Origin of the sequence: Natrinema zhouii, assembly GCF_013456555.2 — an archaeon.
Classification (GTDB): domain Archaea; phylum Halobacteriota; class Halobacteria; order Halobacteriales; family Natrialbaceae; genus Natrinema; species Natrinema zhouii.
The window spans coordinates 1,511,460-1,535,768 of the sequence record NZ_CP059154.1 but is presented as its reverse complement, the minus strand read 5'-3'; the positions used below and the strand labels follow the sequence as shown (position 1 = coordinate 1,535,768).

The window sequence follows — 24,309 nt, the reverse complement described above, 5'->3', positions numbered from 1 at the left end:
GTCAAGGCTCGCGATCACCGAACGCGAGTATGCCAGCACGCCTCGACGCCGAAACCGACTTCGAGGAACTGACCGCCCGCATTCGGACCCAGTCACAGCAAGCGCCGGGCTCGGACACCGAACGGGTGACGATCCGTTCGCTCGAGGCCGTTAGCTCAGACTCGCTCGCGACCTTACTCGAGGCCGCCGAGAGCGAGCATCTCGAGCCGGGGGCGCTCGTCTTCGTCCTCTCGCGGGCCAACGCCGAACTCCTCTGCGAGCGGGAGTTCGACATCGACGACGTCGACGACCTCGAGACGATACTCGACTGTCGCGTTCGCACCGAGGACGAGATGCCCGACGACACGATCCTCCTGTTGCACCCCGACGCGGTCGAGGGCGAGGAACTCGTCGAGCCCGAGGCGATCGCCTGCGGGATCCTCGGCACCGACGAGTAACGGATTCAGTTCCCCGTCACAGCGGTAACGGCCCCGGTCGGGGCCGATCCGGTGCGTGATCACCGTCTCGGCAAAGGTTTTAGTGTTGGAAGAGTAACCATTCTATATGGCCTGTGCCCGAACACGAGATCGGTACGTTCCCCAGTCGACCTGGTTCACGCTCCGCTGTTCGACCATACAGGTAGTGACGACCATCACACTACTCGCGCTTTCGGCGTCCCTCCTGACGGTTCAGTTGGGGGCCGTTGACGACGTGATGCTCATCGCCCTCACGACCGCCGGCGTGATCGTCCTCGGACTCGCGCTCGTCCGGCTCTTCGGCTTCCTCGAGGCGAACGGAATTCCGCTGCTCGAATCCGAACCCGTATCGATCACCTGACTGCTATCCCGCCGACGTTCTGTCCGTGCCGTTCGTTCGAAATCGATCGTCAATCGAACTGCGTTCCGTCTCGAGACAGGCTCGGTTCGGGTCCGTCGCTCGGTTCGATCCCGTCCGCTACTCCTGGTCCAGCGCCGCACCGATGCTGACGCCGATCGCGACGCCGATGGGGAGCCACAGCGCCAGATTATCCGTTGCGACGCCGATCGCGACGCCCATTCCTATGCCGATTGCGATGCCGACCCCGATGTTACCTGTATCCATGTTGTCATCGCCTCCGCCAGTCGTCGACTCGTCGGCCCGTTCAGCCATGGGTAGCCGATAGCACTCGAGGACGATAGCTGTCGGTGTGTTCGTCGGAACTGGACGACGCGTCGGAAAACGAAGCCGGCGATACGCGCTGGGTGTGCCGCGTCTCGCAGAACCGACGCCCCCATGCGGCGCTGAAGTCCGAACGAGACGTGGACCGGTTTCAGCCGGGATCCGAGGACGGACGGTACCGCCGGCTCACGGCTTTCCACCGGCCGCTTCGGAACAGCCAGTAGTTGATCCCGCCCGGAATCGACGTCTCGAGCAAGAGTGCGAGGTAGAGGCCGCCGACGCCCAGCGGCGTGACCAGTCCCAGCGCGGCCGCGGGCAGCGCGAAGGCGTACCGGCCGAGCAGCGAGGCGACGAACGGCCAGCGGGTGTCGCCGGCACCGAGCAGCGCCCCCGCGGCGGCCCCGTCGATGCCGAACCCGATCGAGCTGACGGCACCGACGGCGACGAAGACGGCGGCCTGCGTGATCGCTGCGGGCTCCGAGACGAACATCCCCGCGATCGGCCGTGCGAAGACCACGACCAGCACCGTCACACCGACGTAGAGCAGGATCGAGAGCCGGATGATCGCCGCGCCGTACGCCCCCGCCTCGTCCTCCTCGCCCGCGCCGAGGTGCTGTCCGACGAGCGAACTCGAGGCCAGCGACAGCCCCCAGTTGACGCTGTTGATCAGGTCCCGGACGCGCCGCCCGACCTCGAGGGCGGTCACGACGACCGGCCCGAACGAGGCGGCGATCCACAGCAGCGGGAAGACGACGACCCCTTGGGCGAGTCGTCGACCGATCTCCGGCGTGGCGATCTCGATCAGCTGTCGAAACAGGGTCGGCTCGAGCCACGGCCCCGAGAGTGCGATCGGAACGGGACTGGGCTCCATCCCGAGTCGGCCGTACGACCGGCCCAGCATTCCCCACGCGAGGACGAGGGTTACGAAGCCGCTCGCGAGCGTCGTTCCGATCGCCGCACCGGCAGCGCCCAGTCCGAAGCCGAAGATGAGGACGCCGCTGAAGACCACGTTGAGCACCGCGCCGCCGGCGCGGGCCATCATCTCCGTGAACGTGTCGCCGACGCCCGTGTAGGTGCGACTGGCGATGAGACTGAGGATCTCGAAGACCACCGCGGGCGCGACGAAGACGAGATAGGCGCTGCCGTGGCGAATCGCGGCCGGGTCCGCACCGAGCAGGCCGATCAGTCGATCGGGGACGGCGAGAAAGAGGCCCGCGATCGGGAGCGCGATCCCGAGCCCGAGGAGGACGCTCTGCGTGACCGCAAGCGACGCGCGACCGGGCTCCTCGCCGCCGAAGTTCTGCGAGACGAGCGTGACAGTGCCGCCCGCGAGGCCGAGCCCCAGCATCGAGACGAGCTGCCAGTAGCCGAGCGCGAACGCTAATCCCGCGGTTCCCGCTGTCCCGACGGCCATTCCGACCATCGCGAGGTCGGCCGTTTGCTTTGACATGAGCGCGAAGCCGGTGACGATCCGCGGCCACGCCAGTTCCATCGTCGAGCGAAAGCGCTCGGCGTCGATGATCCCGTAGCGCTCGAGCATCCCGGTGACGAACGCGAGCGTAGCCGACCGCTGCTGCCGGTCAGTCATCGCTCCTCCGTTGCGTGACCCACGCCTTCGGTCTGTCGGCTCCGGCACTCGAGGCGAATCGTCACAGATCGTTACAGTTCGTAATTGTTATTACTCATTTGTCACTCCGTACACCATATGTGTCCGCCCTCCCCGTGCCGACTCCGAACGGCCGTACTCGCGACCGCGACGACCCTGCTCACGGTTCCCGCGGTGGTGCTCGCTCAGCGAACGCCGAGCGGGTACGAAACCGGCACCGAAACTGCGACCGCCATGCCGTGGTACGTCCAGGCGATCATCGCCGGCGGTCTCACGCTCGTCATCGGTGGCCTGCTGGTCGCAGTCGCGCCCGACAGCACGCGGCGACGAACGGATCGCGCGCTCGAGGCACCCGGGATCACGTTCGTCTACGGCGTCGTTAGTGGGGTGGTCGTGATCGGAGCCGCGTTTTTGTTGGCGATCACGGGGTTCGGACTCATTTTCGCGGTTCCGATGCTCCTGATTTTCGTCCTCGTGGCGCTGGTGTCCGGCGAGTACGGCTATCTCGCTGTCGGTCGGCTCGTCAGCGACGACTGGCTCCTCGCACTGGGGAGCGCAATCGTCGTTTCGGCGGCAGTCGGTGCGGTTCCGGTCCTCGGCACCATCGTGGGATTCGTCATCAGTAGCATCGGGCTGGGAACGGCCGTCATGGCGTTCCAGGCGGACCGGGATTCACGACCGTGAGAACACTGCTTTGAGGTGGTCGAGCGAGACGAGTGACGTCGGCCGGTCCATGTGGACGCCGATCTCGCCCGACAGCGCTCCCAATCCGAGCCGCTGGACCGGCTCGGGCAGCGAGTACGCGCGCCGAATCCAACGGCCGAGTTCCTGCTCGCGCTCGAGGTCGTCGCGCCAGGCGCGCTCGTAGGCCGCGAGCGTGGTCGGCCGGTCAGGGTCGATCTCGCGGGCGGCGTGGTCGGCACAGGTCATGCCGTAGAGGATGCCGCCGCCGGTGAAGGGCTTGGTCTGGGCGGCCGCGTCACCGATGAGGAAGGCCCGTCGACTCGTCACGCGATCCGGCGGCCCGATCGGGATCGCGCCGGAACAGCGGTGGGCAACGTCGATCTCGTAGCCGTCGATCAGCTCCTCGAAGTGTTTGGTCACCTGGACGCCCGGCGGTGCCGCGAGACCGTACTCGACGCCCGCCTCGCCGCGGGGGATGCGCCACGCGAAGAACGTCGGCGGCGTGAGGTGGACGTCGACGAAGTCCTCGTGGTCGTCCTCCTCGGAGAAGGCGAGCACGCCGTGGAGGAACTCCTCGGGCTGAGGAAGTGCGAGTTCGTCCCGAACTCTCGAGCGCGGCCCGTCGCAGCCGGCGAGCATCTTCGCCTCGAATGTTCGAGTTCCGTCGGGCCCGCTGGCGACGACCTCGACGCGGTCCCGGTGTTCGGTGACTCCCGTCACGGTGTGTTCCTCGCGCACGTCCGCGCCCGCCTCGCGGGCCACCGCCGCGAGATGCCGGTCGAGTCCCACGCGATCGATGACGTTCGAGGCGACCCCCTCCTTGTAGAAGGGGTAGTCGTCGCTGTCGGGCCCGCCGACGTGGAATCGCGCGCCGTAGATCTCGTTCTGGAACAGCTCCTCGCGAGCGCCGTCGCCGGTGAACTCCCAGATGTCCGTACTCACGTGGCCCGAACAGGCGAGCGGCTCGCCGATCGTTCCCTTCTCGAGAGCGAGCACGTCGTAGCCGTCCTCAGCGGCCCGGCGGGCGAAACGCGCACCCGGCGGTCCGACGCCGACGACGACGAAATCGTACATGCTCGTCACGTTCACTCCAGTCGGTAAATAGTTTCTCGAGATGAGTTCGTCAGGAGCTTCCGGCGACGGATCGGTATAAAGAGCCCGGGATACGCCGGTCAATTTCTATTATGGGTGATGACATTGCGATAGGTACGACAGTCAGTACCAATGATTGACCGCAGCACCTTCGTGGCCGCGTTCCTCGTCATCGTAGTCATTGCGAGCCCTCCGGCTGGAGCGTACTCCAGTGCACCGGGTTCGAGTTCGTCGTCGAACGCAGCGGCACAACTGGCGGACGAAGACCCCCTCGACTCCCTGGCGTGTCTCCCGTCACCGACGCTCGAAAACATCTCGATGAACGCCTACAAGCAGGAGGCGACGAATCTCGAGACGAAGTCGGGGGACGTTTCCGCGACCAGTACCGGCCCGTCCGACGGGCAAGAGACGTTCAGAATCGAATCCGGATTGATTGCTGCGAGCACGATCTGTTTTAGCGGGTCGGATCACGACAAGGAGAGCATCGAACTCCAGCTCAACGATGTCGGGTTTCAGGACACCACACTTATCGGTCCGTGGACTGACGTCGAGTTCGAGCAGGGCGAGGCCGACTCGATGACCGTCGTTCTCTCGCCGGAGGCGGTACTGGATCTCCTGAAGCAGCTTCCCGATTCGATCGATGCGATGAAGACCATCAAAAATCTGTTCGGTATAGAAGACTACGGTATCGACGAAACGGATCCTGCGGCAAACGAAACCGACGACAGTGAAGACAATACGACGGCTCCGGGCGACGATAGCGGGGACAATACCGAGCCGGATCCGGACGACAATAGCGGAGACAGTACGACGGAACCGGATCCGAACGACGATACCGGAGACGATACGACGGAACCGGATGATAGCGGGGACAATACTGCACCGGATTCGGATGATGATACCAGAGACAATACGACGGCTCCGGACGACGATAGCGGGGACAGTATCGAACCGGATCCGATCGACGACAGTGAAGACAATACGACGGATGTGATCAACGATACCACGAACGAGACGGCGGATGCTGTCGACGATACCGTGGACAATACGACGGATGCGGTCGACGACACGACGAATGAGACGACGGACGCAGTCGACGGCACGACGAATAACACGACCGATGTAGTCGACGGCACGACGAATAACACGACCGATGCAGTCGACGACACGACGAATAACACGACCGATGCAGTCGACGAGACCGTAGGCGCCACGACGGATGCGGTCGACGATACGACGACCAATACGACGGACGCAATCGACGAGACTGTGGATGAGACAGCGCTCAACGAGTCCGTAGACAACACGACAGACGTGGTCGACGAGACCGCGGACGGGACTACTGACGTGGTCGACGAAACGGTAGATGGAACCACCGACGTGGTCAACGAGACCGTAGACGGGACTACCGACGTAGTCGACGAGACCGTCAATGGGACAACGAGCATAGTCGGTGGTATCGTAACGGGAACGACAGCTGCCACCGCTACCAGGTCCGATTTCGCTATCGGCTAGCCACCGACGGAATCGGCGGCCGATCGTTCCGATAGCCGACCGAAACTCCCGGCCGAAACACGACGCGGTCGATACCGTCTTCCCGTTACTGTGTGTCGACGACTTTTGATCGAATCACGATTCGTCTCGAGGTAATTCGCGTATCGATCACGCTGGTGCACCATCTCTGACAGTAATAGTTGGTCTAGAAACGAGTGGAATCTGTCGAACCCGGTTTATAGGACCTCGGATACGCGCGCAAATTTATAACTATACAGTTGATGGAATACGGGACACCCGTGCCAATCGATCGCAAACGATTTATTGTCAGTTTTCTCGTCACGAACGTCGTGCTGGCCTGCGTCTTGACGGGCATGATAACGGCCGGTGTGGGCGCTGCCATCCCAACTGCCGGTGTCGGGACGTTCGCAGTTACGTTCGACGAACTACACGGAGAGGGATTCGAGCAAGAGTCGACGATGGGAGGCACCGAGACGTGCGGACAGTACTCGGTCAACGTCGCTCAGATCGACGAGGGGACGATCGAGGGACTGCACCTGTTCAAAGACGTCGAAATGCCTGTTACTGGTGAGACAGTCAGAGTGTCAATACAATCCGACGACGTCGAGTTCCAGGGTCTCAGCCAGAAGTTCACCCATCTCGAGGGCGACCTCTCGTTCGACGAGGACCAGGTGACCGAATACGACACCGAAGGCTCCCAGGACCAGATGCGAATGTCGGCATCGAGTATCACGATCGAGGACGGGACGATCCACACCGACCGCCAGTTCATCACCAAACTCTCGCTCGACGACCTCACCGTCGACACGATACGGAACCCCGACGATGAGGGGCTGGAAAATCGAGAAAACGATTGCATAGCGGAGAACAGTACCGACGAATAAGCTATCCGAAACGACACCTCGTTTGTGTCGGCAGCATCGAATCTCGTCTCGTCGGACGAAGCGGCGCGAGACCGTCGTTATGCGTCAGCGTCGGATTCGAGCAACGCCCAGAATCGGTCGGTGTCGCCCTCGAATCGCTCGAGCAGGTCGCGCATCTCCGCTCGGTGTTCGTCGGTAATTTTGACGTGGACCATCCCCTCATCGGGCTGGCCGTAGACGACGCTCGCGCCCTCGGGCGCGGCGACGATCGCGGGCAGAGCCACCAGATCCTCCTCGCCGTCGACCAGAATCGTCGTCGGCTCGTCGGCCTCGAGCGCGCGCCGGAGCGCCCGAACGACCGGTGCAGCGAGCTCTGCGGGCGGATTTCGGACCTCGATGCTCGCGCCGGCGGTCACCGCCTCGTGAATCTCCTCGTCGACGGCGCTGCGTTTCGTTCGGCCGTCGACGAGCGCGACGTCGGGCCGGTGACCCGCCTGCAGGAGATGGTAGGTGACGACGTCGCCGACGGCGATCAGGGGGCCGTCGACGGTCTCGAGGAGCCGATCGGCGTCGGTCTCGATCGGTCCCATCGGCTCCTTGAGTTCGTGGCGGAGGTCGTCAGGTAAAACCAGTAGCTGGTCGTCGCTGTCGGGCGACGTCGGCTGCGTATCGTCGTCGCGAGTCACGGCGATCAGCGAACCTTCAGGGCGTACGCGCCCGCTTCGGTGATCTGCATCTCCGTCGCGATTTCGCTTTTCTCGGGGTGGGCGATGATGACGTAGCCCGCCCAATCTTCGGTCAGCGACGAGGAGTTGCAGGCGTCGCAGGTCTCGTTGTCCGGTTCGTTGACTCGGTGACACTCACGACAGACGAGACGGTCGGATGCCATGGTTATTCACCCGCGGTCGCTTCGCGCTTCTCGCGTTCTTCCTCGAGCCATTCGTGTTTGCCGAGGCCCGGTTGTTTCGCGGTGAGCCCGATCTTCGAATCTCGGGGGTTGCGCTCGTCGATGCTCTTGGTGACGATGCGCGTCCGGACGGCGTCCTCGACGCCGAGCGACCGGCTGGACTCGTTCGAGGCGAGTCGCTGGTTCTCGCCGTCGAAGGCGAGGTACTCGTCGCTGATCTGGGAGACGTGCAGCAATCCGTCGACCGGGCCGATCCCGACGAACGCACCGAACTCGACGACCTCGACGACGGTGCCGTCGACGACTTCCTGCATCTGCGGATCGAACGTCACCGCGTCGAACTCGGCCTCGTAGTAGACGCCCGGCCGATTCGGTAACACCGTTCCCTCTCCGATATCGTGGACGTTGGTGACGGAGACGATACTCCCGACCTCTTCGTCCATCCGCCCCTCGAGCTTGTCCTGGAGCAGTCGTTTGACTCGATCCGGCGAAACGTCGCCGAGTTCTTCCGGCGGTACTTCTACCGTGTCCTTCAGCCTAACCCGTTTGTACATCTATGGTTGAGTGATCGCTAACTTGTTTCTCCCGCGTAATGCAATTACCGGTCTGCTCGCCTCGAGCACCCGGTCGCGCAGCGGGCGGTCGTTCGTGACGACGTATTCGATGGTTCCCTCGCGAGCGAGTTCGACCAGAGCGTCGTCCGCGTACGATGCCTCCGTATCGACGACGAGACAGCGCTCGGTCGCCAGATCGTGGCCGACGGTCGCGGCCGTCCCCTCCTGGCCGCCCTTCTCGGACAGCCGCCGCAGCTCCTCGAGGACGGCCTGCGGAATCGTCGGCTCGAACGAATCGAGGAGCCGCTCGAGTTCCTCGAACAGCCGAACGTCGAGTTCGACCGGCATCATGAGCGCGCTCGTGTCGAGGGCGACTCGCGTCCGCGTGCTCATCGCCTTAGTCCGTGAGTGTTCCCAGGCCGATCAGCCGCCAGCGCGCACCGATGCGGCGGTTGATCGCGATTTTCGTCCCTGGATCGGCGGCGACGGGCCGCTTGAGTTTGACCTCACACTCGCCGCTGCGGGCACTGGTGACCGAGCCGACGGTCGTCGCCGTCCCGACGGTCATCATCAGCGGCTCGCCGGTGCTGATCTCGTCGACCGTCTCGCCGCTCTCGGCACCGACGACGCGCTCGAGCAGGTCGACGTCCATCGTGAACTCGTTCCACGTCGGCGGGAGCGTCCCGGGCGGGCCGGCCATCCGGCCCGCCAGCGCGTCGCCCTTCGTCAGCGAGGGGTCGAGCTTGGTTCCGACGCCGAGCAGGCCGCCCGGCGTGACGGTGTCGACGGTCTCGCCGCCGGCCTGCAGCGAGCGGATGCTCGTCTGAATCGGGACGTACTCGCTCTGGCCGCCCTCCTCGACCTCGCGGCCGGGTCGGATCTCGATCTCGTCGCCGACCTCGAGTTCGCCTCGGACCAGACTGCCGCCGAGAACGCCGCCGGCGAGGTCTTTTGCCGTCGTCCCGGGTTTGTTGATGTCGAAACTGCGGGCGACGTGCATCCGAGCATCGGTGTCGGGATCCCGCTCAGGGGTCGGAATCTCCTCCTCGATGGCCTGAATCAGCAGGTCGAGATTGACCTCCTGTCCCGCGGAGACGGGGACGATCGGGGCGTCTTCGGCGACCGTGCCCTCGACGAACTCCTTGATCTGCTCGTAGTTGTTGCGGGCGGTCTCGGCGTCGACGAGGTCGACCTTGTTCTGGGCGATGACGATGTTGTCGATGCCGATGATGTCGAGCGCCATCAGGTGCTCTTCGGTCTGGGGCTGGGGAACGGGTTCGTTGGCGCTGACCACCAACACGGCGCCGTCCATCAGCGATGCGCCCGAGAGCATCGTCGCCATCAGGGTCTCGTGACCCGGGGCGTCGACGAACGAGACGGTCCGAAGCGGCTCGCTTTCCGAGCCGTCCGGACACTCCTCCTCTACGGTGTAACATTCGGGTTCGTCCGCTCCCTCGCAGTAGCGGAAGGTCGCGTCGGCATAGCCGAGCCTGATAGAGATACCACGCTTCATCTCCTCAGAGTGCTGGTCCGTCCACGAACCGCTCAACGCTTGCACCAGCGTCGTCTTGCCGTGATCTACGTGGCCGACGAGCCCGATGTTCACCTCCGGTTGTCGATTTCCTACCATAAGACGATGAGTAATCTTGGGTAATGATTCCGCTGTGCGACTGATAAAGGTTGCGAGCTATCCCTTCGTTTCGGGCGACGGAGAAGGCTAGAGAGTCTCACTCACATCGCCGCCGGAACACCGTCGACCCGACGACTTATCTCGATTCCGCGTCTCCCTCCGGCCGTGTCAGAGTTCGCGTTCGAACTCGAGTTGTGCGCCCACCTCGAGTCGCGCCGAGAGGGGATCGTCGCCCGCCAGCTCGGCGGTAGCGTCGCCGATCCCGGCGGGCGGATTCTCGACGTGCTCTGCGTCGAGCCCGGCCCCGAGTTCGACGACCGCGTCGCGATCACGAGCGAGTCGATCCCCGACGCCGCCATCGAGTCGGCCGTCGGCACCGGCCGGGCGCGCTACTGGAAGGACGCCTTCGACTGCCATCCCGAGCGCGCCCGGAGCGCCCTCGAGCGCGCGCTCGAGATCAGCTTCTTCGAACGCGATCACGCTGCCAGCACGACCAGCGGCCGCGACTACGTCCGGCAGGTCGCCCGCTACCCCGACTGGTACAGACGGATCGTCGGGATCGAGAACAAGCCCGACCTCGGCCGGCCGGGCGACCTCGAGGCCCAACTGTGGACGGACGTGAGCCTCGCGCTGGTCGACGAAGTCGTGCTCGCGACCGAGAGTTACGTCACCCGCGCGCACTTACACCGGATCCCCGAGGAAGTCGGCGTCTGGCGGGTTCACCGCGACGGATCGGACGCGGGCCGCTCGCTCGAGATCGAGGTGATCCGCGAGCCGACGCCGCTCTCCGTCGACGAGCCGGGGATCGAACCCCTCGAGTCCCACCCAGGTCGGACCGAGATCGAAGTCGTCTCCCCCGCGGCGAAGGCGCGAACGCGCCGGCGGATCGCCGAACGGGCCTACGGCAAGGGCTGGCGGACCTACAGGTTTCCCGCTTGCATGGCTTGCGAGCCGACCGATCCGGACGCGGTCGGCGCGACGCTGCCCTACTGCGAGTGGGCCGGCCGCGTGGTCGACCCGGGCTCGGAGTGCGGACCGTCGTGTCCAGGTTACGACTCGGCCGCAACGTCCGACGTCGACCTCGAGGCCGAGCGCGACCAGCGGACGCCCTGGCGCGCCGATCCCGAGGGAAAGCGGCGTCGCCAGTCGGGATTGGATCAGTTCGAGTGAGAGCGTAGTGACACCGGCGTCACGTAGTCGGACCGACGTCCGCGAAGGCCTATTACGATCACCCGTGGATATCCCGTATGCCCACGAAATCGAACGGCGACGGCCTGTCGGCGGAGACGCACCTCGGCTGGACCGCGCTTCGCGTCGCCGACCTCGAGGAGACGATCGCGTTCTATCGGGACGTCGTGGGACTGCGCGTGCTTCGTCGCTCCGAGTCCGGGTCTGCTGACGAGCACGAGTCGCAAGCTATCTTCGGCGCCGACGAGATGCCGCTGCTCGTCCTCGAGGGCGACCCCGACGTGCCCGAACGTCGCCGGTCGGAAACCGGCCTCTACCACACCGCGTTCAGGGTGCCGACCCGCGCGGCGCTGGGCGACGCGCTCCGCCGAATTCGGGAGCGGTGGCGACTGGATGGGGCGTCCGACCACCGCGTGAGCGAGGCGCTCTACCTTTCGGATCCCGAGGGGAACGGCGTCGAAATCTACCGCGACTACCCGCGCGAGGAGTGGCCCCGGACCGACGACAGCCGGATTCGGATGGCGACGGAACCGCTCGATCTCGCCGCCGTCGCCGACGCCGCCGCAGGCGACGACCGCGCTCCCGCGGGGACCGATATCGGTCACGTCCATCTCGAGGTATCGTCGCTCGAGGCGTTCCGGGAGACGACGTGGACGCGCTCGGGTTCGAGGTGCAAGCGGACGTCCCGGGCGCGCTGTTCGTCTCGGCGGGCGGCTATCTCCACCACGTCGGGGCGAATACCTGGAAGGGGCGGACCGAGCCGGTCTCGGAGCGGGGCCGTGGACTGTCCTGGTTCGAAGTGGTCGTTCCGGACGCCAGCGCACTCGAGGCAGCTCGTACGCGCCTCGCAGACCGCGGGGAACTGATCGGCGAGACGGGCGACGGATTCGTCGCTACCGATCCGGACGGAATCGACGTTCGGCTTCGGGTCGGATCGCCGGCGTAGCCTCGCCACGATGCTGCCCGCGTCGGCCCGACGCCGTTCACTCGAGAACGTACTCCTCGCCATCGACCTCGAGGCCAAGCGCGATCGGAGAACGCCGTGGCGGCGCGATCCGAGCGGACAACGGCGACGTCGATCCCGTCTGAATCGGTTCGGATAACACGACAAAAAATTTATACTACCGATCGGAATGGCGATTCGATGCCTCCGAAATCCCCGCTTGTTCATCCGCGCGAGTACTTTCAGAACCGGTCTAATCCACTTCGATCTGGACTGGTAATCGTCGTCCTGTACGCCGTTGCGACGACGGTGCTGATGTGGATAGTTGTGAATCAGCTGCTCGCGCAGATGGAAAACGTCCCCAGCGGTATCACGGACTCTATGAACGAGCTCGTAAGCACGGCGGCGGTATCGAACGTCGTGCTACTCGCTCTCTCATTGCTCGTCATCGCCGCGTTCATGCACTACTCCTGCGGTGGAAGCGACACCGACGGCTCGTTCGAAGACGCCGTGGCGGTCGCCGGGTGGGCCTACGCTCCCGATCTCCTCGAGCTTCCCGTCCGATATCTCCTCGTGCGAAACACGATCGCCGATCTCGAAATCGACCTAGAAAATACGGAGCAGGCCGCGTCTGCAGTGCAATCTCTCGAAGGATCGTTCACGCTCCCGACGCTGCTGACGAGCGTCGTCGTGGTCGGATGGAGCGTCTACATTCTTTCGAACGCGACCGCAGGATCCCACAACGTTGACCTCCAGAAAACGTTCCTGCCGGCGGTCATCGTCGGTATCTGTGCGCTGGTGTTTCGACTGATTTAAAAGAAGTGATCTGCGGCAAGACAGCGCATCGTGGGTTGTCGATCCGTATTTGTACTTCAGCGGGCCCGTACTTCAGAGCACGTACTCCTCGCCGTCGATCGCTAGCGGCTCCTCGAACGCCTCCTCGGCGGGATAGAAGTGCGCGAGGTGGACCAGTCGCGTCCGGTCGGCGTTCAGCTGCTCGGCCATCGCGAGCGCCCCCTCTCGAGTCATGTGTTTCGTGCCGAACGTCCGAGGGGTGCCCTCGCCGTCCTCGTGGCGACCGCCGAGGGGGTGGTACTCACAGAGGCTCGCGGGGACGATCCCGTCGGCGAGCAGGAGGTCCGCGTCGGCCAGTACCGTGCGGGATTCCTCGGGAATACTGTAGCTCGTATCGCCCGTGATCGACAGCTTCGCGCCCGTCTCGGGGTCCTCGATCGCGAGCCCGTAACAGACCAGCGGCGGGTGTTCGACCGGCACCAGCGTCACGTCGAGACCGCAGATGCGGACCGTCTCGAGCGGCGTCGTCGGGACAACGGTGACGGTATCGAGGTAGTGGTAGTCGTCCCGAATCGTCTCCGCGACGCTCTTGCCCGTCTCGGGGTCGGTCTCGTCGGCCGCGTAGACCTCGAGCGAGTCCAGGACGCGAAAGACGTTGCCCAGCCCGTCGAGGTGGTCGAAGTGAATGTGTGTGATGACGGCCGCGTCGGGCAGCGGGACGCCGTCGCGAAGGAACTGGTAGCGAAAGTCGGGGCTGAAGTCGATCAGCAGCGACTCTCCCGTGCGCTCGTTCTCGACGTGAACCGAGAATCGCGTCCGCTCGACGCCGCGCTCGCGTGCGGCCGTACAGGTATCGCAGTCACAGCCGACGGTCGGCGTTCCGGTCGTATCGCCAGTACCCAGCAGCGTTACCCGCATGGTCTCGCCTCCATCCCGACGCTCACAGAACGGTCCGATACCCCCTCGAGCGCCTTCGAGCGCCGCGGGCTACACATACGCAGTCCCTTCTTCGAGCGCCGTCCGAATGAACGGATGATCCGTCTTCGCTTCGAACCGGTCGGCCGGCAAGATGTGGACCGAGAAGACGACGCCGTGCTCGAGCCCGACGCTCTCGGCGAGCGCCTCGAGTTCCCGTTCGACCGTTTCGTCGGCTTCCTCGAGGACCAGCAGTATCTCGGTTTCAGTATGGACGCCGCGGTCGTCGCCTCGGACGGCGGCCCCGAACGCGACGAGGTGACGGATCGACTCGCCGTGGGCCGCCTCTGCCCGGTCGGCGAACGCCGCCGCGGCGTTCCCCGCTGTCGCTCCATCGCTCATGCGTCGTGGTAGGCTGCCGTCGCATAAAGGGTATGCTGTTCCCCGGCCGTTGCCGAACGAGTTCGGTCGATCGGTCGATCGCTGCCGTCGGCGGATCGTTCGCCTTCGGCTTCGGTTCCGACGTCCGTTATCGGCCTCGTATCGCCCTGTATCCTACGTATAGCGCGGTCGCTGCGACCCCGGCAACGGCCGTGGTCGGGACGTCTCGGCGCTGGCGAAGCCTCGTATAGAGGCTCGACTCGGCGACGTGACCCTCGTAGCCGCCGCGCTCCTCGAGATCCTCGGTCGGCTCCTCGAGCCCGCTCGAGTCGGCCGATTGCGGCGGCTCGTCTTTCCGTTGTTGGCTGACGAATACCGTCTCCATGAGGGTATCCATCAGGCTCGAGAGGGTCCGGCCGAGCAGGACCATGTTCTTGCCGCCACCGCCGACGGTGACCTCCCGCTGAGGGTGTTCCGCGGCGTGAAGGATCGTCCGCGCGACCGTCTCGGGCGCGTAGACGGGTGCCGGGAGCGTCGCTTCACTGTCCATGTGATTCTTCGCGTGCTCGGGAAACGGCGTGTCGATCGAACTCGGTTTGACCAGCGTCACCGAGACTGGTGCATCGTCCTTCTCGAGTTCCATCCGCAGCGTGTCGGTAAATCCCTTGACGGCGTGTTTGGACGCCGAGTAGCTGCCCTGCAGGAGGATGGCGCGATCGGAGACGATACTCCCGATGTTGATGATCGCACCGCCGTCGTCTTTCCCTTTCAGGTGGTCGGCAGCCTCGAGCGAGCCGTACAACAGCCCCCAGACGTTGATGTCGAACTGGCGGCGCATCTCCTCGACCGGAACGTCCTCGAGCTCACCGAAGATGGAGATCGCAGCCCCGTTGACCCACGTATCGAAGCCGCCGTAGGTCTCCCGCGCAGTCTCCGCGATCTCGCGGACGTCGTCACGATCGCTCACGTCGGCGACGACGTACTCGGCGTCGCCACCGTCTGCCTCGATCTCCTCGACCGCTTCGCGTAACGCGTCCTCGCTTCGGGCGGCCAAGACGACTCGCGCTCCGCGGTCGGCGGCCATTCGCGCTGTGGTCAGTCCGATCCCCGACGACGCGCCGGTGATCACGATCACTTGCTCCTCGAGTGGTTTCAGATTCGGTGTCATGGATTGTGTCCTCGGTTTCGGATATCGGCGGAACCGATCGTGTCGGACGCCGCGAGCGACCGGATCGGTCGCTGTCGTCGCTCGCTCGCGGCTCCGCGTCGATCGTCGTCGACACTCGAGGGAAGGGCCACGACACGTTGCTATGTGATGCCTGTATTGGCATGGCCACTGGCCGCCGTTCGGAATCTCCGTCTTCGTTTCAGTCGGACTACGTTTCTCGGAGACCGATTCGTCCACGGATCTTTCCCCGTCACCGGTGTACAGTCGACTACGATGAGCGATCAGCAGACCAGTCCAATCGATTACGGTTTCAGGGGACGATTGAATTGGATCATCAGCGGTGCGATCAGCGGTGTCGCCGGTGCGATGGCGTTCGGTGCTGTCCTCGGGCTCCTCAATCCGGATATCGTCTCCGTGACGATTCCCTCGTTATACGGGATGACGCCCGGTCGCAGTACAGGGTGGACCCTGCATCTACTGCATGGGCTCGTGCTCGGCGTCCTCTTCGGCTTTCTCGTCACCCGTGAGTCGGTCCTCCGCACGTTCATCCTCGACACCGAGACGAGCGTTCTCGCGCGCTACGGACCGAGTGTGCGAGTCACGTTCGCTGGAACGGTCTACGGACTACTCATCTGGATCAGTATTCCGCTCGTTGCGCTGCCGGTCTGGGTATCCGTCGCTGGCGGTGCCAGTGCTGATTTTCCGACAGCGACCGTCGAAAGCCTGTTCGGTCATCTGATCTTCGGCGCAACGCTCGGATTCCTCTTCGCAAATGTAATCAACGTAACCACTGGTTCCGAGTAACCGACTGCGATGCCGTCCGGCTTCGATTTGACAATCCGTGGTACTCACGGCCACGATGATGCGATGCACGCTTCCATTCGTTTTCCTGAATTCCCCTCGTTCAGCCGTCTCTGCCGGGTTAACGCTCAAGGGAGTCCATTTCGTACTAGCGATCGTAACTGGACAAACTAATTAAGGTCCACCACAGTCTGGATTACATGAACGACCGCTACGACGTAGTCATCGCCGGTGCCGGTCCCGCCGGCGCACAGTGTGCCCGCGATCTCGTCGCCAGAGGGTACGACGTCGTCGTCCTCGAGACCGAAGCCGAGGACGAGTTCCCGCGCCAGAGCAACAAGTCCACCGCGGGGACCTTCCACTCCATGATGGCCGCCTTCGGCATTCCGGACGACGTCGTGATGCAGTACACCGACAGCGTCGTCCTCGAGTCGCCGACGGAGCACTACGTTCGCGACCAGACCGGTGCAGTCCTGGAGTTCGCGGACTTCAAGCGCTATCTGGTGAAAGACAGCCGTGACGACGGCGCCGAGTACCGCTTCGACGCTCGCGTCACCGCACCGATCATGGAGAACGGCGAGATCGTCGGCGTCACCTACAACGGCGACGAGGAGGTCTACGGTGATATTATGATCGACGCGACGGGGCCGAGCGCGCCCCTCGCGAAGAAACTCGACATCGTCGATCTCGAACGGGAAAACCACGCCATCGGTATCGAGTACGAGTTCGAGGGGATCGACATCGACCGCCCTGGCTTCGCGGATCTCCACGACGCAATGATGTTGCGGCTCGATCACAACATCGCACCCGGCGGCTACTCCTGGATCTTCCACACCGGCGAGGACACCGCGAAGGTCGGCCTCTGTTACATCCAGAACGGCAGCCACGACCAGTACAGCCGCGACAATTTCACTATCGACGACTACCTCTCTCACTGGCTCGAGACCGACCCGCGGTTCCGAGACGCCGAACCGATCGAGGGCAAACAGCACCGCGGCTCGGCCCACATTCAGGCGCCGGGGAAACTCCACACCGATCGGTTCATGGCCATCGGCGACACCGTGCCGAGCCTCGATCCGCTCTGGGGCGAGGGGATCAACAAGTGCATGCAGTCCGGTCGCGCGGCCGCCGCCACCGCCGATAGCGTCCTCAAACACGACGGTATCGAGCCGACCGCCGAGAACCTCGAGGTATACGACACTCTCTGGCACCGCGACGTCGCACCCAACGCGAAGAGCCGGCTACTGATGACCCAACTCCTCTATCTCGCATCGAACGAGCGCTACGACACGCTCATGCGGGATCTCCAGCAACTCGACGACGACACGCTGGCCAAGGCGAACAAGGGGGACGTCCGCGCCATCGCGAACCTGATCGAACTCGAGGACGTGCCGTTGCTCGCCCGATTCGCGAAACAGCAGTTGGATCTCGATCTCGGATCGATGCTTTCGTAGACAGGCTTGCGGTCGCTCTCTCGTTCGAAAGACGAACGGGATCACTCCTGAAAACGGCTACGAACGCCGCCTTCGCCGTCGATTTACGCGTCCGTTCCGATCGTTCGACAGATGGCGCTCCTCGAGAACCTCGTGCTGGTGTTCGTCGCCGGGCTGATCACGGCGCTGGCGACCGGGCTCGGCGCGCTCCCGTTTTTCTTCTTCGAGGGGATCAGCGATCGGCGAAACGTGGTTCTCTGGGGACTCTCGTCGGGAATCATGGTCTCGGCGTCGCTGTTCGGCCTCGTCGAGGAGGGACTGGCCGAGGGGACGCCCCTCGAGATCGCGATCGGGATGGCGGCCGGGGTCGCGCTCGTTGTCCTCGCCCACGACGTGCTGATGGACACTGAGATCGATCCCCACCAGTACGAGGAAGCCGATTTCAAGAAGCTCGTCCTCATTCTCGGGATCCTGACCGTCCACAGTTTCCCTGAAGGAGTGGCCATCGGCGTCTCCTTCGCCGATCTCGGTCTCGAGGGCGGCACCCAGTTCCTCGGCTTTACGATCCCGGTGCTGGCGGTCTTCATGACGGTCGCGATCTCGATCCACAATATTCCAGAGGGGACCGCGATCTCGATCCCGCTGCGGTCGATGGACGTCGCGAACTGGAAGCTGGTCTGGTGGGCCGTCTTCTCGAGTCTTCCACAGCCGATCGGGGCCGTCCTCGCGTTCGGATTCGTCCGCTACGCCCGCGAGTTCCTGCCCTACGGCTTCGGCTTCGCCGCCGGCGCAATGATCTACCTCGTGCTCACCGAGTTCGTCCCCGAGGCGCTCGAGATCGGCGACCGGCTGCCGCGGGGCGGCAAGCCGGAGCTGGCGGGCGGCATCGCCGTCGGGATTCTGGTCATGGTGCCGCTCGCGTTCGTGTAACGGCTGCTGTGGCCGTCGTCGGCTGCTGTAGCCGTCGTCACACCTACTCGAGCACGCGTCCGTGCTCGTCGATCTCCCCCGCGACGATTCGGGTCGAGGAAATCCGCTCGCCGTCGTCAGCGTAGACGTAGGGCGCGACGATCCCAGACAGTGGGTCGAATCCTCGCTCGCGCCGCAATCCGTTGATCGCCTCGAGTTCGGGAGCCGTCTCGGGGGAGACCACCAGCGCATCGATCGAGGGCTCGTCGGTCGCGATGCCGTACTCGCTCTCGAGCGTTCGGATTTCGACGTCGCGGTCCCACTCGTCGAGGTCGCGGATCGCGTCGGTCACGGCTCGCGTTCGCTCCTCGAGCGATGGGATCGGACGAGGCTCGTGGCGCGTCTCGATCGCCAGGTCGTCGCTGGTCAGTGCGACGACGACGCCGTCCTCGCCGAAGCGCAGCGCGTGCTCGAACAGGGTGCGATGCCCGTCGTGGAGCGGCCCGAACGTGCCGGCGACTGCGATTCGCATACCCGACTCGAGGGCCAGAGTCCCTATAACTGTGTGCGGAACGCTGCCCGCGTCATCTCGCACCCCGTCGCTTTCAGAACCGGCTGCTATTCCCCTGCACACGGGAGATGAGAATTATTCCTGTCGGGTGTCTCCCATCTCGGATTGTTCACCTCGGAAGTGGGCTCCGGTGGGAGCAACTATGAACGCGGCACCGAAAGGGGCCGATAGCAATGTTCGATCGCGGCGAATCGGCGGGCGCGAAGATCTGCAACGACTGGTCCGACGGGGTGAGTTGGATGGCCCATCCCGAAGAAGGCGGCCAGCGCGTGAGCCACGCGATTCGAACGCCTGACGGGGTCTGGCTTCTCGATCCGTTAGATGCTCCCGATATCGATCGCGCGCTGGCGGATTTCGGTGCGGTCGCCGGCATCGCCGTCCTCTCGTGCTGGCACTCCCGTGACGCCGACGTGTTCGCAGACCGCTACGATGTCCCCGTCTCCGTTCCCGACTGGATGGGACGCGTCGAACAGCGCATCGACGCACCGCTCGAGCGGTACAGTGGCTCGTTTCCGGCGTCGAGTATTCGCGCGATTCCCAGTCGACCGTTTTCCGTCTGGGACGAGGCCGTCCTCTCTCACGAGCCCAGCGGAACCCTCATCGTTCCCGATTCGCTGGGGACGATCGATTCGTTCCTGGTCGGTGAGGAGCAACTCGGCTTGCAGCTGTTGCGTCGGCTCAGGCCACCGCTCGAATTGAACGATCTCGAGCCGGAACGCGTCCTCGTCGGGCACGGGACGGGGATTACGGAGAACGGGAGCGCCGTCCTCCGGGCGGCGCTCAGGTCGCCTCGGAGACGATTTCCGCGAGCGCTCGTGCGGAACGGTCCCGCGACCCTCCGAAATATTCTCAGAACGGTCGGTTGAACGCCTCGACTGTGACCGGTTACTTGACGGCGCTTGTCGCCAACCGGCAGTGAAGATTCGATCGCGTTGCGTCGACATCGACAGAGGAAAAAGATCCGTCCTGACAAAAGCCGTTAGGCGGAGCCAGTCCGGTTACTCGACTGTGATTTGTTGATGGAACTAACTACGTATCCGATGGCGGCACCGAGAAAAACGAGTCCGAGAATAAATCCATACAGGAGGAAATGAGACGGACTGTCCGGCGAAATGATGAGACTTATCAGTGTCATCCCGGCAATGAAAGTCAGAATACCGCCGGTAAGTAAACTAGAAGGGCGAACGTCACCTACCGTTGACAGCCCGAGGCCAGTTGCCGCAGATAGTCCAATCAATACGACTAGCGCTATCAGACCCCTTTCCGGCCCTTCGGCTATCACTGTCCACCACTGCCAAATGGTATCGCGAGGTGGCCAGAGGACGAAACCAGCGATGAAAATAACGACGCTGCTTAAAAGTATCTCAACTACTCTCGTTCCCATAGGACTAATTCCTTTTCCGGTACATGAAAATCTTCTGAAGGATAAATCACGCCTCTGATCCGCCTTCCTCTGCACTCGTATACGATTCTCACCGGAACGACCGATCACACCGTTTCAGGCAACCAGCCGCCGTCGACCTCGAGGTTCTCCCCGCTAACGTAGCCGCTCTCCGGATCGAGGAAGAAGTACAGCGGTGCGATCAGGTCCTCGAAGCTCGCGGGCCGGTCGCGGGGCAGGTCCTCGGGAAACTCCGCGGAGTTCTCGACGACGTACGGCGAGATGGCGTTGACCGTAATTCCGTCGTCCTGTGTGTCCGCCGCGAGCATGCGCGTGAACATCAACACGCCCTTCTTCGCGACGAAATAGGGGAAGTTCTTCGGACTGACGAGCCCCTGCTCGCTCGAGGCGTAGCCGATATTCACGATCCGGCCGTACTCGGTCTCTCGCATCCCGGGTAGCGCTCGCTTCGAACAGAGGTACGTTCCGTTGAGATTGGTCTCGAGGACGCGGTTCCAGGTCTCGAACTCGAGGTCGGCCCAGTGGGCGGGCGCGAAGTCACCGACGTTGTTCACCAGCACGTCGACGCTTCCGAGTTCGGCTTCGACGGCCGCGAAGAGGCCGTCGACGCTCTCGGGATCGGTGACGTCGCCCTGAACCGTCATCGCCGCGGACGCGCCGCGATCGCGGGCCGCGTCGGCCACGTCGCGGGCCGCGTCGGCGCTGGTGTGGTAGTGGACCGCCGTCGCCGCACCGCGCTCGGCCGTCGCCAGCAGTAGTTCGCGACCGACGCCTTTCGCGCTCCCCGTGACGAGTACCGTTTGCTCCGCAAGGTCTGGTCCCTCCATACGTCCGTAGTCGGCGAGGGCGTGGAAAAACTGTCCGACCGCCGCTCACTCGCCCGCGACAGCGGTGGATCCCACGGGTTGCCACCCGCGGATTTACGGTGGTGTGCGAGTAATCCGCCGTTCATGTTAGAGACAGTGTTGCTCGCAGTCGGGCCCGGAGACGCAGACCGCAGCAATCAGCTGGCCGAAGCGGTCCTCGAGATCGCGAAACCCGCCGGTGCGACCGTCGTCCTCGCACACGTCTTTACCAGCACCGAGTACGACGAGGTGCTCGATCGCCTCGATTTCGACCGAACTGTCGACGAGATCGACCCCGACGCGGTCGCGTCGCGTCACTCGACGATCCACGATCTGCAGGCCATTTTGGACGAGCACGAGATCGACTACGAGATCCGCGGCGCAGTCGGAGAACACGGGCCGTCGATCGTCGATCTGGCCTCGAGTGCCGGTGCCGACCGAGTCGTCGTCGGTGGACGGCGTCGGTCGCCGACGGGGAAGGCCGTCTTCGGCTCGACGGCCCAGGAAGTGCTCCTCTCGGCGCCGTGCCCCGTCACCTTCGTCCGGAGCGAGTAATTCGAGGACTGATCGATCGCTGTCGACCTCTTGTCGATCGACAGCACGTCAACGGAGAACGGTGGTTCCCGGCCACTCGTGCGTCGTTTTCTCGAATACTGCAACGACGAGAATACTTAAGCGGATGGCCCGACCAGTGTGCCGGTATGGCAATCGAGACGATACTCCTCGCAGTCGGACCGATGGACACAGTACGCGCACCGGAACTCGCCCAAACGGCTCTCGAGATCGCCGACCCCCTCGGTGCCACGGTCGTGATCGGCCACGCCTTCACGGAAGACGAGTACGAGGACGTCCACGATGACCTCGGCCTCAATGCCCGCGTCGAGGACGTCGACCCCGACGAGGTCGCCGCTCGGCGCGCACCGGTCCCCCAACTCGCCGAACGCTTCGAGGAGGCCGGTGTCGACTACGAAATCAAAGGTGCACTCGGGGAGGTCAGCTCCCAGGTCGTCGACATGGCGATCGACGTCGACGCGGATCGAATGATCGTCGGCGGTCGACGTCGCTCGCCGGCCGAAAAGGCCGTTCTCGGCTCCGTCTCCCAGGAAATCATTCTGCAGGCACCCTGCCCAGTCACCTACTTCCGCGACCTCGACGTGATGGAGTAGCGACGACGCGCCGACGCTCCCGCCGATTCCGTTCGCCGCTTTTATTCGCTTTGTTTGATCCCCTCAGTTACTGCTTCATCTGCTCTCTTCGGTTCCCTCAGTACGGCTCGTCGGCGCGTCGCTTCCACTCTCGTTCCTGACGCCGCTCGCGGACGTGGCGCTCCCCGTCGGCCAGTTCCCGTCGAACACGCCGCTCGAGCGACCGCGTCTCGGCCAGCAGGCTCTCCTGGAAGTTCTCGAGGACGTCGTAGGACCACCGGTCCTCGTCGACGACGCCGTGAGGGAGGAGGTCGGTGCGGATCGCGTCGGCGAGATCGTCGCGGCCGGCCGCCCTGAGCAACTCCTCCGCCTGGGAGAGGTGATCCATGCCGTGACCCGTCGCGTGATGGAACTCGAGCAGACAGCCCTGTGCGCGCTGGGCCCACTCGAGCCCCAACTCGACCTCGTGGAGGGCCTCGAGTTCCGTTTCGGATAGCGCCGTTGCCGGGTCCGATTCGGCCGCTGCTTCCGGAGCTGTGTCGTCGGTGGCCATACGACGAACTATGTCATGGAGTGGCATACATATGTTGCCAGATCGCTGATGGGGAGCGGTCGTCATCGCTGTCGTCGTCGCTGTCGTGACTGTCTCCGTCGTCACAGTCGTCACCGTCGTGCTATTGGTACTGTCATCGCTGTTATCACCGTCATCGCCGTCGTTGCCGGCAGCCGCGGCGCTCGGTATCGACGCTGAAACCTATCGAAATCGCTACTCGTTGTCGAGTATAATCTGGGTAGTTAAGTACGGCCGCGGTCGTCCCTAGGACAGCATGGTCTACTATGCGGGCGTCGACCTCGGCGCGACCAACGTCCGGGCCGTCGTCGCCGAGGCCGACGGGACGACGATCGGTGCGAGCCGCCGATCGACGCCGCGCGGGCCGACAGGTATCGACGTGACTGAAGGAGTTCTCCGAACGCTTCGCGACGCCTGTGGAGAGGCCGCGGTCGATCCCGAACGGATTGCCGCCGCCGGGATCGGCTCGATCGGCCCGTTCGATCTCGCGGAGGGGACGGTGATCGATCCGGCCAACTTGCCGGACTCGATCGACCGGATCCCCCTGACGGGACCGATCGCGAAGCTGATCGACAGCGAGGACGTCTACCTCCACAACGACACCGCCGCGGGCGTCATCGGCGAGCGGTTTCACGCCGCCAGCAACCCGGACGACATGGTCTATATCACCATCTCCTCGGGGATCGGTGCCGGCGTCTGCTCCGACGGCCGGATCGCGAGCGGCTGGGACGGCAACGCCGGCGAGGTCGGCCACTACGTCATCGACCCCCGCGGTCGACTGACCTGTGGCTGTGGCCGCGACGGCCACTGGGAGGCCTACTGCTCCGGCAACGCCATCCCCGACTACGCCCGACTGCTCGCCGACGACGATCCGACGATCTCGACCGATCTCCCGCTTGAGGGGCCGGAGTTCACGGCGAAGGATGTCTTCGACCTCGCCGGCGAGGACGAGCTGGCAGATTACGTCATCGAACAGCTCGCCCACTGGAACGCGATCGGCGTGACGAACGTGGTCCACGCGTTCGCACCGATCGTCGTCTCCGTCGGCGGTGCGGTCGCGTTACACAACGAGGAACTGGTCGTCGACCCCATCCGCGAGCGCGTCTCGGAGATGGTGATGACGAACGTTCCCGAGATCCGCGTCACCGATCTCGGCGATGACGTCGTCGTCGAAGGGGCGCTCGCCAGCGCCATGACCGAAGGGACCGGCGACCGGCGACGGCTGCGCCGCTGAGTCGCTCGCGGACGGCTGCT

The 24,309-nt window shown here is 64.2% G+C and carries 29 protein-coding genes and 1 pseudogene; 15 read left to right on the top strand and 15 right to left on the bottom strand.

Translation table 11 applies throughout. The annotated features are described in order from the left end of the window. Positions 1–29 precede the first annotated feature (29 nt). Positions 30–437, top strand: coding sequence for a hypothetical protein (locus HYG81_RS26305; protein WP_180842603.1), 408 nt, complete (start codon positions 30–32; stop codon positions 435–437). Between the two features lie 106 nt (positions 438–543). Beyond that, positions 544–816, top strand: a complete 273-nt coding sequence (locus HYG81_RS26300) for a hypothetical protein (RefSeq protein ID WP_180842602.1) — start codon at positions 544–546, stop codon at positions 814–816. A 117-nt stretch (positions 817–933) separates the two neighbouring features. On the opposite strand, the gene HYG81_RS26295 is transcribed toward HYG81_RS26300, so the two are convergent. Together HYG81_RS26295 and HYG81_RS26290 are read right to left on the bottom strand one after the other, a co-directional pair. After that, positions 934–1,128 (bottom strand): glycine zipper domain-containing protein, encoded by a 195-nt coding sequence (locus tag HYG81_RS26295; RefSeq protein WP_180842601.1) that lies wholly within the window; start codon positions 1,126–1,128, stop codon positions 934–936. 160 nt (positions 1,129–1,288) lie between these two features. Continuing rightward, on the bottom strand, positions 1,289–2,725 hold the full coding sequence (locus HYG81_RS26290) for an MATE family efflux transporter (protein WP_180842600.1): 1,437 nt from the start codon (positions 2,723–2,725) through the stop codon (positions 1,289–1,291). Positions 2,726–2,842: 117 nt separating this feature from the next. Here HYG81_RS26290 and HYG81_RS26285 point away from each other — a divergent pair, with 117 nt between their 5' ends. Continuing rightward, positions 2,843–3,427, top strand: a complete 585-nt coding sequence (locus HYG81_RS26285; RefSeq protein WP_180842599.1) for a DUF8173 domain-containing protein — start codon at positions 2,843–2,845, stop codon at positions 3,425–3,427. Here the strand turns inward: HYG81_RS26285 and HYG81_RS26280 are convergent. Continuing rightward, on the bottom strand, positions 3,416–4,501 hold the full coding sequence (locus HYG81_RS26280; protein ID WP_180842598.1) for a geranylgeranyl reductase family protein: 1,086 nt from the start codon (positions 4,499–4,501) through the stop codon (positions 3,416–3,418). The genes HYG81_RS26285 and HYG81_RS26280 overlap by 12 nt on opposite strands. A 150-nt stretch (positions 4,502–4,651) precedes the next feature. Between HYG81_RS26280 and HYG81_RS26275 the strand changes: the two genes are divergently transcribed. Next, entirely contained in the window at positions 4,652–6,034 is a 1,383-nt protein-coding gene (locus tag HYG81_RS26275; RefSeq protein WP_180842597.1) for a hypothetical protein, read from the top strand. 278 nt (positions 6,035–6,312) lie between these two features. Continuing rightward, positions 6,313–6,918: a DUF6230 family protein gene (locus tag HYG81_RS26270; protein WP_180842596.1), complete on the top strand. Its 606-nt coding sequence runs from the start codon at positions 6,313–6,315 to the stop codon at positions 6,916–6,918. Between the two features lie 77 nt (positions 6,919–6,995). Here the strand turns inward: HYG81_RS26270 and HYG81_RS26265 are convergent, their stop codons facing one another. The 5 genes from HYG81_RS26265 to HYG81_RS26245 are packed head-to-tail and all read right to left on the bottom strand — an operon-like array spanning position 6,996 to position 9,988. Continuing rightward, the gene (locus HYG81_RS26265; RefSeq protein WP_180842595.1) at positions 6,996–7,583 is read right to left on the bottom strand and encodes a GTP-dependent dephospho-CoA kinase family protein; all 588 of its coding nucleotides are present in this window, start codon (positions 7,581–7,583) and stop codon (positions 6,996–6,998) included. Between the two features lie 5 nt (positions 7,584–7,588). Further along, positions 7,589–7,786: a transcription elongation factor subunit Spt4 gene (gene spt4, locus HYG81_RS26260; RefSeq protein WP_180842594.1), complete on the bottom strand. Its 198-nt coding sequence runs from the start codon at positions 7,784–7,786 to the stop codon at positions 7,589–7,591. 2 nt (positions 7,787–7,788) lie between these two features. Next, positions 7,789–8,358 (bottom strand): DNA-directed RNA polymerase, encoded by a 570-nt coding sequence (locus HYG81_RS26255; protein WP_180842593.1) that lies wholly within the window; start codon positions 8,356–8,358, stop codon positions 7,789–7,791. After that, positions 8,359–8,751, bottom strand: a complete 393-nt coding sequence (locus HYG81_RS26250; protein ID WP_180842592.1) for a type II toxin-antitoxin system VapC family toxin — start codon at positions 8,749–8,751, stop codon at positions 8,359–8,361. A gap of 4 nt (positions 8,752–8,755) precedes the next feature. Continuing rightward, a complete protein-coding gene (locus HYG81_RS26245; RefSeq protein WP_180842591.1) occupies positions 8,756–9,988 on the bottom strand; it encodes a translation initiation factor IF-2 subunit gamma in 1,233 nt (410 codons plus the stop codon). A 165-nt stretch (positions 9,989–10,153) separates the two neighbouring features. Here HYG81_RS26245 and HYG81_RS26240 point away from each other — a divergent pair, with 165 nt between their 5' ends. Further along, positions 10,154–11,158, top strand: coding sequence for a DUF5787 family protein (locus tag HYG81_RS26240; protein WP_180842590.1), 1,005 nt, complete (start codon positions 10,154–10,156; stop codon positions 11,156–11,158). 77 nt (positions 11,159–11,235) lie between these two features. Beyond that, positions 11,236–12,122: pseudogene (locus HYG81_RS26235) on the top strand (VOC family protein). A gap of 37 nt (positions 12,123–12,159) precedes the next feature. Here HYG81_RS26235 and HYG81_RS45380 read toward each other — a convergent pair. After that, positions 12,160–12,282 (bottom strand): hypothetical protein, encoded by a 123-nt coding sequence (locus tag HYG81_RS45380; RefSeq protein ID WP_255647695.1) that lies wholly within the window; start codon positions 12,280–12,282, stop codon positions 12,160–12,162. A 38-nt stretch (positions 12,283–12,320) separates the two neighbouring features. Here HYG81_RS45380 and HYG81_RS26230 point away from each other — a divergent pair, with 38 nt between their 5' ends. Next, positions 12,321–12,935, top strand: coding sequence for a YIP1 family protein (locus HYG81_RS26230; protein WP_180842589.1), 615 nt, complete (start codon positions 12,321–12,323; stop codon positions 12,933–12,935). A gap of 72 nt (positions 12,936–13,007) precedes the next feature. On the opposite strand, the gene HYG81_RS26225 is transcribed toward HYG81_RS26230, so the two are convergent. The 3 genes from HYG81_RS26225 to HYG81_RS26215 form a co-directional block, all read right to left on the bottom strand. Then, positions 13,008–13,832 carry an MBL fold metallo-hydrolase gene (locus tag HYG81_RS26225; protein ID WP_180842588.1) on the bottom strand — a complete coding sequence of 275 codons (825 nt, stop codon included), beginning with the start codon at positions 13,830–13,832 and terminating at the stop codon, positions 13,008–13,010. Between the two features lie 69 nt (positions 13,833–13,901). After that, the gene (locus HYG81_RS26220) at positions 13,902–14,231 is read right to left on the bottom strand and encodes a hypothetical protein (protein ID WP_180842587.1); all 330 of its coding nucleotides are present in this window, start codon (positions 14,229–14,231) and stop codon (positions 13,902–13,904) included. A 127-nt stretch (positions 14,232–14,358) separates the two neighbouring features. Next, positions 14,359–15,378 carry an SDR family oxidoreductase gene (locus HYG81_RS26215; RefSeq protein WP_180842586.1) on the bottom strand — a complete coding sequence of 340 codons (1,020 nt, stop codon included), beginning with the start codon at positions 15,376–15,378 and terminating at the stop codon, positions 14,359–14,361. 273 nt (positions 15,379–15,651) lie between these two features. On the opposite strand from HYG81_RS26215, the gene HYG81_RS26210 reads away from it, so the two are divergent. The 3 genes from HYG81_RS26210 (at position 15,652) to HYG81_RS26200 (ending at position 18,542) form a co-directional block, all read left to right on the top strand. Then, positions 15,652–16,182, top strand: a complete 531-nt coding sequence (locus tag HYG81_RS26210) for a hypothetical protein (RefSeq protein WP_180842585.1) — start codon at positions 15,652–15,654, stop codon at positions 16,180–16,182. 197 nt (positions 16,183–16,379) lie between these two features. Continuing rightward, on the top strand, positions 16,380–17,633 hold the full coding sequence (locus HYG81_RS26205; protein WP_180842584.1) for a digeranylgeranylglycerophospholipid reductase: 1,254 nt from the start codon (positions 16,380–16,382) through the stop codon (positions 17,631–17,633). A gap of 111 nt (positions 17,634–17,744) precedes the next feature. Next, positions 17,745–18,542, top strand: coding sequence for a ZIP family metal transporter (locus HYG81_RS26200; protein WP_180842583.1), 798 nt, complete (start codon positions 17,745–17,747; stop codon positions 18,540–18,542). Positions 18,543–18,585: 43 nt separating this feature from the next. Here HYG81_RS26200 and HYG81_RS26195 read toward each other — a convergent pair whose 3' ends face one another. Beyond that, positions 18,586–19,053, bottom strand: coding sequence for a phosphopantetheine adenylyltransferase (locus HYG81_RS26195; protein ID WP_180842582.1), 468 nt, complete (start codon positions 19,051–19,053; stop codon positions 18,586–18,588). A 212-nt stretch (positions 19,054–19,265) separates the two neighbouring features. Here HYG81_RS26195 and HYG81_RS26190 point away from each other — a divergent pair, with 212 nt between their 5' ends. Further along, entirely contained in the window at positions 19,266–19,958 is a 693-nt protein-coding gene (locus HYG81_RS26190; protein WP_180842581.1) for a hypothetical protein, read from the top strand. A 622-nt stretch (positions 19,959–20,580) separates the two neighbouring features. Here the strand turns inward: HYG81_RS26190 and HYG81_RS26185 are convergent. Next, complete coding sequence (locus HYG81_RS26185; protein WP_180842580.1) at positions 20,581–21,321, bottom strand: SDR family NAD(P)-dependent oxidoreductase; 741 nt, start codon at positions 21,319–21,321, stop codon at positions 20,581–20,583. A gap of 123 nt (positions 21,322–21,444) precedes the next feature. On the opposite strand from HYG81_RS26185, the gene HYG81_RS26180 reads away from it, so the two are divergent. Beyond that, positions 21,445–21,894 carry a universal stress protein gene (locus HYG81_RS26180; RefSeq protein WP_180842579.1) on the top strand — a complete coding sequence of 150 codons (450 nt, stop codon included), beginning with the start codon at positions 21,445–21,447 and terminating at the stop codon, positions 21,892–21,894. A gap of 146 nt (positions 21,895–22,040) precedes the next feature. Next, entirely contained in the window at positions 22,041–22,505 is a 465-nt protein-coding gene (locus HYG81_RS26175) for a universal stress protein (protein WP_180842578.1), read from the top strand. A gap of 97 nt (positions 22,506–22,602) precedes the next feature. Here HYG81_RS26175 and HYG81_RS26170 read toward each other — a convergent pair whose 3' ends face one another. Further along, a complete protein-coding gene (locus HYG81_RS26170; RefSeq protein WP_180842577.1) occupies positions 22,603–23,037 on the bottom strand; it encodes a hypothetical protein in 435 nt (144 codons plus the stop codon). 274 nt (positions 23,038–23,311) lie between these two features. On the opposite strand from HYG81_RS26170, the gene HYG81_RS26165 reads away from it, so the two are divergent. Then, positions 23,312–24,289 (top strand): ROK family protein, encoded by a 978-nt coding sequence (locus HYG81_RS26165; RefSeq protein WP_180842576.1) that lies wholly within the window; start codon positions 23,312–23,314, stop codon positions 24,287–24,289. The last annotated feature ends 20 nt before the right edge of the window (positions 24,290–24,309 follow it).